At 38.2% G+C, this 13,652-nt stretch carries 10 protein-coding genes; 8 read left to right on the forward strand and 2 right to left on the reverse strand.

The genetic code is table 11. The annotated features are described in order from the left end of the window. Positions 1-10: 10 nt before the first annotated feature. The 3 genes from B9Y87_RS18880 (at position 11) to B9Y87_RS18890 (ending at position 6,137) form a co-directional block, all read left to right on the forward strand. Complete coding sequence (locus B9Y87_RS18880; protein ID WP_085500524.1) at positions 11-1,660, forward strand: RagB/SusD family nutrient uptake outer membrane protein; 1,650 nt, start codon at positions 11-13, stop codon at positions 1,658-1,660. A gap of 31 nt (positions 1,661-1,691) precedes the next feature. After that, positions 1,692-3,584, forward strand: coding sequence for a GxGYxYP domain-containing protein (locus B9Y87_RS18885; protein WP_217807543.1), 1,893 nt, complete (start codon positions 1,692-1,694; stop codon positions 3,582-3,584). Positions 3,585-3,809: 225 nt separating this feature from the next. Then, on the forward strand, positions 3,810-6,137 hold the full coding sequence (locus B9Y87_RS18890; RefSeq protein WP_085500525.1) for a GH92 family glycosyl hydrolase: 2,328 nt from the start codon (positions 3,810-3,812) through the stop codon (positions 6,135-6,137). Positions 6,138-6,182: 45 nt separating this feature from the next. Here B9Y87_RS18890 and B9Y87_RS18895 read toward each other — a convergent pair whose 3' ends face one another. After that, complete coding sequence (locus tag B9Y87_RS18895; RefSeq protein WP_085500526.1) at positions 6,183-8,546, reverse strand: kelch repeat-containing protein; 2,364 nt, start codon at positions 8,544-8,546, stop codon at positions 6,183-6,185. Between the two features lie 508 nt (positions 8,547-9,054). Here B9Y87_RS18895 and B9Y87_RS18900 point away from each other — a divergent pair. The 5 genes from B9Y87_RS18900 (at position 9,055) to B9Y87_RS22035 (ending at position 12,307) form a co-directional block, all read left to right on the forward strand. Further along, positions 9,055-9,729: a hypothetical protein gene (locus tag B9Y87_RS18900; protein WP_085500527.1), complete on the forward strand. Its 675-nt coding sequence runs from the start codon at positions 9,055-9,057 to the stop codon at positions 9,727-9,729. Positions 9,730-9,856: 127 nt separating this feature from the next. Then, complete coding sequence (locus B9Y87_RS18905; RefSeq protein WP_176225680.1) at positions 9,857-10,147, forward strand: helix-turn-helix transcriptional regulator; 291 nt, start codon at positions 9,857-9,859, stop codon at positions 10,145-10,147. 16 nt (positions 10,148-10,163) lie between these two features. Next, positions 10,164-10,616, forward strand: a complete 453-nt coding sequence (locus B9Y87_RS18910) for a helix-turn-helix domain-containing protein (protein ID WP_176225681.1) — start codon at positions 10,164-10,166, stop codon at positions 10,614-10,616. Between the two features lie 5 nt (positions 10,617-10,621). Next, complete coding sequence (locus B9Y87_RS18915; protein WP_085500530.1) at positions 10,622-11,284, forward strand: P-loop NTPase family protein; 663 nt, start codon at positions 10,622-10,624, stop codon at positions 11,282-11,284. An 879-nt stretch (positions 11,285-12,163) separates the two neighbouring features. Further along, positions 12,164-12,307 (forward strand): hypothetical protein, encoded by a 144-nt coding sequence (locus B9Y87_RS22035; RefSeq protein ID WP_176225682.1) that lies wholly within the window; start codon positions 12,164-12,166, stop codon positions 12,305-12,307. Positions 12,308-12,600: 293 nt separating this feature from the next. Here B9Y87_RS22035 and B9Y87_RS18920 read toward each other — a convergent pair whose 3' ends face one another. Next, on the reverse strand, positions 12,601-13,044 hold the full coding sequence (locus B9Y87_RS18920; protein WP_085500531.1) for a hypothetical protein: 444 nt from the start codon (positions 13,042-13,044) through the stop codon (positions 12,601-12,603). Positions 13,045-13,652: the final 608 nt, after the last annotated feature.

Here is a 13,652-nt window from a genome sequence, read left to right on the forward strand (position 1 = left end):
GAATTCAGATATGATAAAAAATATAAGTCAACTCGTTTTTCTAACAGTATCGGTATTTTTCTTGGTCAATTGTTCCGATAATTTGGATATTGACAATCCTTCGGCCATAACAGATGATTTTTACAACACCAAATCGGGCCAGGAAAAACTTTTGGTAGATATGTATTCCAAATATCGTTCTGTATTCAATACAGGCGAACTTCAATATTACGGCACTGATCTTTACATGGCCATTACGGAAAGTCCCAATGAAAGAATGTTCAATGGATACGATCCCTCTTTTAACTCTACTGCAGGAGTAGTTGGGCCATATTGGAACAATTTATTTAAGATTGTTCAGGAGGCTAATATTTTACTTTCCCGAACCAGTTTAGATACTGAGGGAATGACCTTGGAAGAATTTAATGAAATAACGGGACAAGGCAGGATTTTAAGGGCATTGGCCTATTATTATTTGGTGGAGACCTTTGGACCGGTGCCTCTATATACTACTGAGCAGACCACTGTAATAACAGAGGTGGAAAGGACTTCCGAAGCCGAAGTATATAGTTTTATGGTGAATGAGCTTTCCGAAGTGGTTGATTTGCTTTCTTGGGAGGTAGAGGAACCTGGAAGGCTTGGTAGAGCTGCGGCTATTCAGTTATTGGGGAAAGTTTATTTGACCCGTGCCTATAAGCCTTTTGCCAATCCCTTGGATTTTGAACTTGCTGCCGAGCAATTGGATCGAATTATTGATGATCCAGAATCTCCTTATGAGTTGTTGGATTCCTATACTAGTGTCTATGACGAAAACAATCAGAACAATTCTGAGGTGATATGGGCCATACAATATGGGATGGATAGAAATTATATTGGTGGAGGTAACCCACAACAATCGCTATTTGGATTTAATATCGTAGCACTTGAGCCGGATTTATTTGACCGAGTACAGTCCGATTATAGCGCAATGAGTCGTGGCTATTGGATAAACCCTAGGGTGCATGAATTATTTGAGAACCCTTATGTTGATTCCCGTTATGATGCCACTTTTCAAAGGGAGTTTTACGTGAATAATCCAAATAGTGATGATTTTGGCAAATTAGGTATCTATTTCCCTCGCTGGAATGATGATTCCGGGAACACTAATGACGCTATAAACTATTATGCTTTCAAAGAAGATGGTGATTACAAATGGTACCCTCAGTCCACAGCATTACCGATTCTTACTACAGCTTTGGATAGGATGCCGATCATAAAAAAGTTTAAGGATACTCAAATTGATTGGGGTGGCCCGGGTTCCAGGGAAGATGTAATCTTTAGGTTGTCGGACACTTATTTATTAAGCTCCGAAGCTAATTTGGGAGCAGGAAATTTTGATATGGCCCTTAACCGGATCAATACTTTAAGAAGACGGGCTGCTGTAACACCTTCGGAAAGGGACAACATGGAAGTATCAACGGTAGATCTGGATTTTATATTGGATGAACGAGCTAGGGAATTACTAGGAGAGCATGATCGTTGGTTCGATCTTAAACGTACCGGTAAATTGATAGATAGGGCTAAAGAATACAATATTTTCGTTACTAAATATAACAATATTGGTAATATGCACCTTCTGCGTCCTATTCCACAAGATGAGATTAATAAAGTAGATGGACTTACTCAAAATACAGGATACTAATTGATATAAGACATAAAAAATGAAAAATACAATGAACAATATATTGATATTCTTATTCATGACAACCTTATCATTCACAGGTTGCGATAATTATGAATCACCTAACCCCATGGACTATCAGAATGAAGAGGAAGAGGCTAGCCTTTATCTGGAGCAATATGACCCATTTAAAGATGAGGGACAATACTGGCACCCAGAAATGCGCGTTAAACCCAAAAAATATTGGAATTGCGTAGAAGTAATCCCAGTTGGAAGTAGAAATGAACTGGGACAGACGGAAAAAATAAGGGGTTTGCAATACCATTTATTATGTCAATCCTTGGCAGGCTTGACAAATAGGGCTGTAGAGCAAGGAAAAAGTGAAGTGGGGGTATGGTTACATGACCACAGTGGAAAGGAATCCTATAAAGTATCCAAACAGGCCTTGGAAAATATGGGAATCAAAGAGCAAGGCATGCAAAGTGGTCTTGAATTGGCTCGTAATGATTATGGTCCGGATAATGGAGTAGCATTGCAATTGAAGGATTTATTCGACGGATATGTTCTAACCGATGTGGAAAACAACCCTGAAAGCAATATTGTAGCCTCTATAGCTTCCCATGTCCACAATTCCATCATAGTGGATGTAAGGGACAAGGAATATTATGAAGAAGCAGGTTATGAAATGACCTATGACGCCACCACTAAAACAACCCAAGATGCATGGAATGAATTCAAGGATAAATGCAACAACAAAGCATTGGTAGTTATGCCTGTACAAACAGGAGAATTACGGGAATTTGCCATAAAAAACAATTTGTTCGTAATCAACTTAAATAAAGAATTCAATAATCCGTCCGCGGGTCAGAATGTGGCACTATTCGAAGAAGTATTGAATTGGCTGGAGCCAAATTCACCCGTGTATGGTTGGGAGCAAGGAGTGGGAGAGGATCAGTTTGTAGACAAGGTATCCCAAAGTGGTAATATCATGGTTCCCTCAGACTGGTCGTACAATACGAGTTTAACATCGATTTTATATAAAGAACGTCAAGCTGGAATGGCTAAGGTATTGAATCCACAATTTATAGATTTTGAGGAGGAAGGTAAGAAGTATGTTTCCTATTATCTGTCTGATGGCGACAACATTCAATGGATGATGAATGGATTTGATGGGTCTGATTATTATACCCATCCTGAGGCAAATGATATGAAAATGTCGTTTGGTCTGCCGGTAGATAATCTTTCCATGATGGCACCTGCCATGATGCAGTCTCTTTTTGAAGGGCAAGCATCAAAAACATCATTGGTGCAAACCTTTGGGGGCGGTTATACATATGCCGACAACCTTGGTGAATCGGCAAATAGGTTAGAGAATCTTAAATACATATCGGAAGCTACGGCTTCCCATATGCGTCAACATCGGGTTAAAGTACTGGCTTTGATTGCAAAAGACGTACGGTCTACACAGTCGAAGGAGGCCTACCAGGCCTATGTGGATGCCAACGATCAATTGGAAGGTATTATAGCCGTACAATATTCTCCATATGCCGGGGGAGAGGGTGATATTATTTGGGTGAAAAATAGTAAGGGGTATGATATTCCTGTAGTTACCGTTAAATATTCCTTATGGAATTTTGGAGACCACAACAATGAGCGAGAAGGAACTCCTACATATATAGCCAATAAATTAAATTCTGAAACGTCTGATAACCCATTTAGCCTAGTGTCAGTTCACGCCTGGAGCAAGTTTACGGACATCGGGGATTCCCTCGATGAATTAAGCGAGAATTCCGGGAGTAATATAGTGGGAGCAGGAGCAGCAAAACTCAATGCGGATAAGCTAGATGAAAACTTTAAGGTCGTTAACGTGGAGGAATTAATTTGGCGTATAAGAATGCATTACAGGCCTGAACAAACCACTAAATGGTTAAAAGAAGTATTTTAAACTGTTATCTGATATGCAAGAAGGATTCTATATTTCTTCATTATGCCATTCGTTAATGGGGTAGAATCCCTTAGTATGTGAGAAGCAATAAAGTAATAGAGTTGAGTTAATAGTTAGTTAAGTTGAGGGGCAAAGAATGGTCTATTCTTTGCCCTTTTTTAAGTATCACAGTAGAATATATTTTGACTCGGACGCATCAACAAAGGATAATAAAAACAGAAAATTATGAAATTAAGAAAATTGATTTTATCGTTAGTGATAATAAGTTCATTTACCGCCATTGCCCAACCCAAAATAAAAGATACCCTAATATCTTATGTCGAGTATGTAAATCCTCTAGTAGGTTCGGATTCCGAGTTCGCCCTGTCCAATGGTAATACCTATCCTGCAATCGCTACCCCATGGGGAATGAATTTTTGGACTCCTCAGACTGGAAAAATGGGAGACGGTTGGGGGTATACCTATGATGCACTTAAAATAAGAGGCTTTAAACAGACCCATCAGCCTAGTCCTTGGATCAATGATTATGCGGCATTTTCACTTTTCCCAGAGACTGGGGATTTGAAGATTAATGAGGACGATAGGGCATCATGGTATTCACATAAGGCGGAAATTAGCCAACCGCATTATTATCGAGCTTATTTAGCCGATTATGACGTTACTACCGAAATTACGCCTACCACCCGGGGAGCACAATTCAGGTTTACTTTCCCAGAATCTGAAAGGTCCCACATTTTGGTTGATGGATTTTTTAAAGGGTCTATGGTAAAGGTAATTCCAAGTGAACGTAAAATAATTGGTTACTGTAGAAACAATAGTGGAGGAGTCCCAGAGAATTTCCATAATTATTTTGTTATTGTTTTTGATAAGGATTTCGAAGAGTTGATTACATGGGAAAAAGAAGAAGGAAAGGATAGTTCACTAAGAATCTCCGAAGACAGAAAAGCGGAGGGTTACCATGTGGGTGCTGCCATTACGTTTAAGACCACGGACGGGGAGACGGTAACCGCCAAGGTGGCCTCATCATTTATTAGTCCCGAACAGGCCAAAATAAATTTAGATCGCGAAATAGGGCAAGATTCTTTTGACCAAACAAAGGCTAAGGCCGCAGCTGCCTGGAACAAGGAGCTTGGTAGAATGGAGGTCTCCGGAGGCACCTTGGAGCAATATAGGACTTTTTATACGGCACTATATCGAGTGCTATTGTTTCCAAGAAAATTTTATGAATATAATGCCGAAAATGAAATAGTGCATTATAGCCCGTATAACGGAAAGGTATTGCCTGGTTATATGTTTACCGATAATGGTTTTTGGGACACTTTTAGGGCAGTATTTCCGTTCTTCACCATTATGTACCCGGATTATTTGAGTAATGTTATGAACGGTTTGGTAAATGCATACAATGAAAGCGGATGGTTACCGGAATGGGCCAGTCCAGGACATAGGGATTGTATGATAGGATCCAATTCGGCCATAAATATAGCTGACGCTTATCTAAGGGGGATTAGGGGTTATGATATAGAAACGTTGTATGAGGCGGTTGTAAAGAATTCTAGAAGTAAAGGTCCATTAAGTTCGGTAGGTAGGTTTGGTGCTGAATTTTATAATGAGTTGGGTTATGTACCATATGATGTTGGTGTAAATGAAAATGCCGCCAGAACACTGGAATATGCTTTTGCCGATTGGAGCATTGCAAAATTAGGAGAAGCTTTAAAAAAACCAAAGAAGGAGATAGAGTTGTTCAGGGAACGTTCTTTAAATTATAAGAATGTTTTTGATCCGGAAATTGGATTTATGCGGGGCAGAAATAAAGATGGGTCATGGGCTTCTAGCTATACGCCGGATAAATGGGGCGATGCTTTTACAGAAGGTGCTGCTTGGCATTGGACATGGTGTGTGTTTCACGATCCATTGGGCCTAGCCCATGAATTTGGAGGGGAAGAGAAAATGCGTTCGCGCTTGGATAGCGTATTTACCACTCCCCCAACATTTAATGAGTCGTATTACGGTCAACAAATCCACGAAATAACAGAAATGTTGGTGGCAGATATGGGACAATACGCACATGGAAATCAGCCTATACAACATGCCATCTATTTGTATAATTGGTTAGGACAACCTTGGAAAACACAAAAGCATGTGCGCAATGTTATGGATAAATTGTATTCTTCTGCACCTGATGGCCTTTGTGGGGATGAGGACAACGGGCAGACTTCTGCCTGGTATGTGTTCTCAGCAGCAGGGTTTTATCCCGTAACTCCGGGTACTGGACAATACGCCTTGGGAAGTCCATTGTTTAAAAATGTGAAAATGCATTTGAGAAATGGGGAAACATTTGAAATTAACGCCCAGGAGAACTCTAAGGAAAACATATATATTAATGTTGTTCAGAGGAATAAAAAAATGTACAACAAAACTTATATCACCTATGAAGATATTATGAATGGCAGTAAATTTGATCTAATTATGAAATCGGAACCCAACCTAAAAAGGGGAACTGAAGGGACTACAAAACCCTATTCCCTATCCAAAGACGACTTACATGGTAAATAGGGACGCTACTTAGGTATTTATTTTCAAATGCTGGTTGGAGATGCTTTATTTTAAATCGTCAGGAATATTCTCCGAAACTTCGTTAAAGGTATAAGGGAAATCGTCATCGAGTACTTTTTTGTACTCGATGACAAAATTATTGTAGTATTTTTTTGCCCTATCAATAAGTCCTAATTTAATATAAGATTGAATTTTATAGTAAAACGATAACTCGTTCAGTTGTTCTATATTACTAAGTATTTCTGTCAATTGAACCACTTTGGCATAATCATTCTCTCTATAGAAATGTTTTATTTGATCAGGGATAACCTTTAGGGCCTCGTGTTCAAAGTCGGTTTTTATTTGGTCAAAGTAAGGATGGTTAAAGGATTTTAGAAAGTTTCCTTTTTTGGATATGTATATAAGTCTTTCTATAGCCATATCATTTCCCAATTTTTGATTTAAGGATTTTAAGCTCTTGATAAAATCAAAATAGTCGCACTGAAAGTCGTTGTTAAACTTTATAGAAAACATGCCCTGGGTGAAAACCACCTCCAGACCTTTCATATCCAACAGTGTTTTTCGCAACTGGTTTATGGCTACATTTTTTGTGTTCTTTACTTTCTTAGGCTCCTTTTCTGGCCATAGGATATTGTTGATTTCTTCGGAAACGATTCCCAAAGGAACTTTTTCCCAGCTATGCAATAGGATGATCACAAATAACTGACGTATTTTATTGCTAAATAAATAAGTAATGTTTTTACCATTAGGATCAAAAACTGTAAATGGGCCAAATAGTGAAATGGAATTTTTAACAATGCCGTTAAAGTGCGGGTTTTGATCTACAGCAATGATCGACTTTATTTGCTTTTCTTTTTCCTTTTTATTAGCGTTCCATTTTTTTATTAGATACCAAGAGATAATGAGGGTAAGGAAAATACCCGATAAGATGTAAACCCATACATTTGAGGTAGTGATCTTTTCTGAGGTATATTTGGCAATCATTTTTTTGGAAACTGGGGGATTGTTTAATGAAAATATATTGATAGTATTTGAACCATCAATATTAAACTCTTGGACAGTACAAAAAAATTCATTCGTTGCATTGTTAAAATAGAGATTGGCATTGGTCTTTATTCTTTCAGAAACAATAGGTACCGAGTCGCCAAGAATTTCAAATTTTCCAGTTTTAATGTCATAACGATTCATTTGTAAGAAGGAATCCGGTATGTACTCTGAATAATTTAAAGTATAAAAAGCGGTCGAATCGGAAGAAAGTACCATATTCCTTACGGAAGCAAGGTTTTGGTCCCGACTTATTTCCCATAATTTATTTATGGTGCCTTTTACAAAATCTACCTCGTAACAATCATAATAGTAAGTTTTGCCTATACTTTGGTCACCAGACTCATTACCTACACCTCCAAATAATAAAACTTTCTCAGGTCCGGTTTCAACCTTTCCTGAGAAAAACCGAGGGGAAATAGTATCTCCTTTTAAAGTTAAAGTATCCCAATTGTTTTTAGAAAGGTCAAATGCATTAAAAGTATTGTTTAGTCTTTGGTTTCCAAAGCCACCGAAAATGATAAATCGGTTGTTGTTGTTATCCCATATTAAATTATGGTGATGTCTTTGCTGTGTGAGCTGCAGGCGGCTCAGTATTTCAATATTTAAATTGTCCAGATTAATACTGGCAATTGTAGCACTATCATTGGGAAGGTCGTTTACTTCATATACAATTAATTCGTTTGTTTCCGTATTAACAAAGCTATTGCCAAGATTCATAGGAACTGGCAATCTACTTTTTAATGGACGCTTCTTGTTTAGATCTTTTCCATATTCATAAAAGCCGATGGTATCCGAATTGATATAGATAAACCTTTGGTTGGCTTCATCAAAAGCCAGGGAAGCTATTGATTTGGAACTGGTGGTGAATCTATGTTTCCAATGATAGGAATCATTAATTAGCCAATTTGGGTGTTGTACGGTGCCATATCCTTTTCCATGGCCATCATAAACGGTATTCCCTTCACTTTCATGAAAGTTAAATCTATATATGTTGGAACTTTCGGCAATGGTAAGGTTTTTAATGGCCATCAAAGGAACATCAATTATACTTCCGTGTTTTCCAAAGAATAAATTAGGGGTGATATTTGTTTCAAATTCATACCGTTTGGTGCTATATATCTTATCGTCTACGGTTAGGATAATTTTTTTTGAAAGGGGATTAAACTTTAGGGAAATCTTGATCCATTTTTTATTTCCAAGAGAACTCTCCTCTAGCGGTATTTTTAAGAGATTTTTGACACCATCTAGGTTAAAACTTAATTGAAATGATTCATCTGAACTGTTCAGGTAGGTAAGGGAGTAGGAAGTTAAATGATTTTTATCGCCTATAGAAAGAATATATCCGAAACTGTCACTGTCCAATATGGAAAGATCAAAATTAATCTCAAAGGGCTTGTTAAATTTAGGTTGGATATTACCAAATACATTGTATTCAGTTCTTTGGGCGATTAAACTGTCATTTGAATTAAATAAAAGACCCTGGCAATTCCCTTTTAAGGGAGAGCATAAAATAAAAAGTATTAATATTGGGACTCTAAGCAGAGTTATGAATTTTTATGGATTTAAACGCTAAAGTTAATATTTTTTAGGTTGCGACCAATTCCCTTATAGCTCATCATTTTCTTTTTTCATTTCAAATTTTCTTATAGAATGTTGCTTTTTTTTTGATCTATTTTTGAATTCTAAATTTAATAAGGTTACCTCAAAACATGATATGTTGAGGATGATTTTTAAGATTCATAATACAATGTAATGTTTGGAGACTAAATTGGGCATATTTGAATTGTGTGATCTAATTATTGATCAAATTTTCCATGGTTTTGATTACCGGTTTTTTACTTATATTTATTGGTAGGAAGACTGGGTCTCAATGGAAAAATTCATCCAAAACGCCGGTAGGGCACTTGCCAGGGTACGGACCGCCACCAATGATTTTCTGAACGAACGGATCGGTGGCAATAGGGGAAACCTTATTTTTTTCCTTGTTTGCGTATATATCCTGTTCATACTTCTTGTTTCGGCCGTTATCAATTTTAGGTCGCTTATCGACCATTATCAGATATATCTTGGGTTGTTGTTGGCCTTGGTTCTGGCCATACTTTGGGTGGCCGTTTTTTATGAGTCCGAATCCCATATGGTCAAGGACGGACATGGTTTTACAATGGAGCGGTTGAAAAGGCCAAGGATGAAGTTCCATCTTTTGGATCTGGACCCCGATGGGCGGAAGGAACTCGAACGCATACTCTTGGGCAGGAATGTCCTTACCAAGATCAATTTTACCATGGGCAATAAAAGTGGGGAATCTGCAAACCACCGTTTACTTTTTGTCCTTTTCGATGAGATCATTGTCGGGGGAATTACCGAGATTACCGGAGAACGGAAACAGGAATTCTTCCAATTTTTACAAAACTCATTTCTTATGAACGGTGAACCGATCAACCCCAATACCCTAAAGTCCAGTTTCTCCTCTTGGAAGGCCGATCAGGAAAAGACAAATTCCAAGAACCAACGGAAATTGGTAAAACAGATGCTGGGCAAAGCATAATTATAGCATAATCCTTCCCAAACCCCGATTATCGTATTGACATGTGTATATCTGTTGCCATATGTTTGTCCCGTACAAAAGAGCGATCGGCCGGTTGCACATTCTTCAAAATCCTAAAAATACGATAATGGAAAATCAACAGGATGTGGTAACACTACTTACAGAGATCAAGGGGCTATTGGCCCACAACAAAAAAACGCTCAATGTGGAAGACCTGGCACAATACACCGGACTCTCCAAAAGCAAGATCTACAAACTTACACAACAGAAGCTCATCCCCATGGGCAACAACCCCAATATACGCCAGAAATTCTTCGACAAGGATACCATCGACGCATGGCTCCTAGGGGAGCCCGATCTTTCCGATGAGACTTTGGAACATAGGTTCAATGAGTCTCTAATAAAGAATAGGAGGTAAACGGATGTCCATTGGCATGGAACCCACGGAAAGGAATTTTCAGGGCATCTGGATACCTAGAACGATCTATCTGAACAAGGAGGTGAACTGGTATGCCAAGATCCTTTTTTTGGAGATACACAGCTTTACGGAAAATGGGAGGGAATGCTATATGTCCAACAGGTACATCGCCTCCTTCCTTCATATTTCCGAACGACAGGTCAGCAGGTACATTTCCGAACTGAAATCCCTGGGCTGGATAGAGGAGACCTCCTTCAACGGAAGGAAGCGATACCTGAGAAGTCTGCTCCGTTTTGGGTTTAAAATGGGCGACCCTGCCCCGACAAGAGTGTCCGGGCTGCCTAGACAAAAATGTCCAGGCAGCATGGACAAAAATGTCGAGTATACTAAACAAGTAACAAAACAAGGAAAAAAAGAATTTACCTTTTTAAAAGAAGAAAACAAAAATAGAAGTCCAATATTGGAGTGATCGATATGGAAAAGGGATGGTCGGAACAATTTCAGAAAAAGGAAACGCAACCAAAACCGCTTTGCGCCCCAGAGCTTTTTAAAAAAGTTTTTTATAGGGCGGCACAGGAATTTTATGCCCGCATGGACCTCGACTTTGAAGTGGACGGGACCAACAAAAATTTCCTCGGGCATTTCTGCAGGTACTGGAACCGTGACCCTGCATTCGAACTAATTGAAAATATCTCCCTGAGGAAGGGATTGATGGTCTTCGGTTCCTATGGCACCGGAAAGACATCGAGTTTTAAGATCATCCAGAACATGTCGAGACAATATGGTCTCAGGGCGCTTTGGTTCCCATCCATCAGTGCCCAGGAAGTTGTGGACAAGTACAATGCCGAGAAGAACAAGGACGATGTCATAGACTACTATTCCAAGGGAACCTTTCTGTTCGATGACCTGGGATCGGAAACGGTGGCGAACAATGTTTACCAGTATGGAAAGGAGGATATATTCGTCAGGATCCTGCTCAACCGTTACCGAAATTTTGAGGACCTTGGGACAAAAACGCACATCACCACCAATCTGAACTCTTCCCAAATAGAGGACCGGTACGGGAGGCAGATCTCGGATCGGTTCGTAAGGATGTTCAACCTGTTAAAGTTGGACGGCCCCAGTCGGAGAAAGTAGCTGGTGAAAAGAAAAACAAAATTTGAAGGTCTATGGAAAAGTACAAGAAGAGTATTCGAAAACCGGATGCGTAGCGTTTAAGGTTTGGAATAGCAAGAGGGTAACACGCCAAGGCGGTGTTACGGATGTTAAAATGTTGGTTTTTAGTGCTATGTTGAAAGATTAAATTCGGGACATTGTCCTATTTTTAATGTAAATCATCTCGAAACCCCTATGATCATTGAAGTTTTTACTCTAAATAGTATCCCATTAGTACTCGCCAGTATTCAAAGCCTTGAATCTTAATAGGCTGATGGATTTTGTTCAATTGGGTCAAAATGTCTTCCTAAGCCTATGAACATTGTTATTATATGACCCAATTATAATCTATGGAGTACCCTGACCCAATTGAATGCCATACCGGGTGATTGGAATTAATTGTAAACAAACGTATTACGGAATATCAGTTTAATAAAAGTATTGGCATTGTCCTCCTAAACCATAGCACAATGCGCCCTAATTCGATTTTATTTAACGCTTATCCGCCCGTACGCTATAAAATCGAATTAGGATCCATGCGCAGGTTAGTTATGGTAAGATTTTGGGACCATGCCGTGATTAATGGTAAGTGTCGAGGAATTTTTTGAAATAAGACGGACTTATATTTTATTAGTTTAATCCTTCTATTAATTTCTCTTCTCTATAATAATGTTTAAGATCATCCAACAGTGCCTCTTCCCCATGCGGCAATAACCTGATGGCATAGAGGCAAAAAGTCTCAAAGCTGTCTAGGAGTGATAAATATCTCGAAATATACGATTTAACAAAGGTTTGGCTAATTTAATTGGATATTCGAAGCTCTAGCCTTTACATTGAATACGAATATTAAAAACAAAAATCATGGGAGTTACGCAGGATAAAAGAAAATTTAATAGAAAAGTAGAACAATCAAACCCTACCAATCCAGCTGGTGGAACCAGAGTCAAGAATAAGAATTTTGACATTGACAAAAAAACTATAGATGAAAATCAAAGTAAAAAATAGAATTATAAAATGATAGTGACAAAAGCATAGAATTAACATTAATCTATCGCAGGTTTGGATAAAGATTGCTGTAGGCATACTGCCTTAGTTTCAAAATGGTTTTCTTTAACCAGGATAATAAAGGAAAAGGGGCGATAGTCCTCTTTTCATTTCATCCATGCGTTAACCGACCATTGACCTGAATTTATTGTTGGTCGTAAGGAACCTTTTTTAATACTCAATTAAAACCATTTCATTATTCTAAAATCCCATTGGTTTTACAAATAGCATCCCCAGCGCAAACCTTTTCCTTGTTAATAACTCAATCCTTTAATTGGAATTGGGAATATAAAATCGACTAACACATTATGGTGCGCGTTAGAAACATGGTCCTTAAATGCCCTCATACTTTTGTGCATGATGCTCGTATATTCATCACCCAACTTAAGCATAATCTTTTCGATGTTCACAAGTTCAGTTTTGATAGCGACAAATCTACCATCTTTGCCAATAGGCAGGGATTTATCGAGATTAAGTAAAGTGGACTCAAAATTAAGGGTCACTTCCTTATAAAAGTCTTCAAGTATCAGATGACATGAAAAGTTTTTAATACGGGCCAATTCATTGGCGGCAAATAACTCATCCTTATCAAGGGTACCATCTGCATTGGCCGCCAATAAAGATATGTATGCCGGAAATTTCAATAGTAAATCATGATCCTGATTCGATAGTTCTTTTCTATAATCTGTTGTGTTCATTGTATAATATTTTAGTATTATTTGAAAGTTAAAGCCTTCAAGTTTTGCTCCAGCATTTTTTTCAGTTAAGGTATTAGCTGTAAACCCTATTGGGGAAACCTAATTCTAGTGTTGATTGATAAACTACTTTAGGGCCTCATCCTTTATTTAACTTATTATATTTTAAACCATTACAGTTTGCGAGGTTTTACTTCCATAACCTTTTCCCATTAATAGTTGGGGTGATTCTTTGACCGGCCATATATTGTTTCCATTGAAGCAATTACTTTATCTAGAGCGTCGTTCAAAGCTTTCTCCACAGAGTTTGCATGGCTAGTAACGGCAATTGGTTGCCTGTTTTTGAGCCTGGCCTCAAGCATACACCGTTTGTTATACTTTCTTCTTTTATGATTATTTTCATCTGCCCGATGAATTTCAACCCTCCTTATATCATCACTAAAAAGAGAAAGCTCATCTTATATTACCGAACTCAAACATCTTTCAAGCTTTTTGTCTCCCGATTTATTTTTATCAGTGTTTAATTGAATTTTGAACATCTTTTTAGTTTTTGTTAATTATTCCATTAGGCAGGAACATCCACATTATTTTTAAGTTCCTGCTTATTAAAG

Source organism: Arenibacter troitsensis (assembly GCF_900177645.1).
GTDB classification, from domain to species: Bacteria; Bacteroidota; Bacteroidia; order Flavobacteriales; family Flavobacteriaceae; genus Arenibacter; species Arenibacter troitsensis.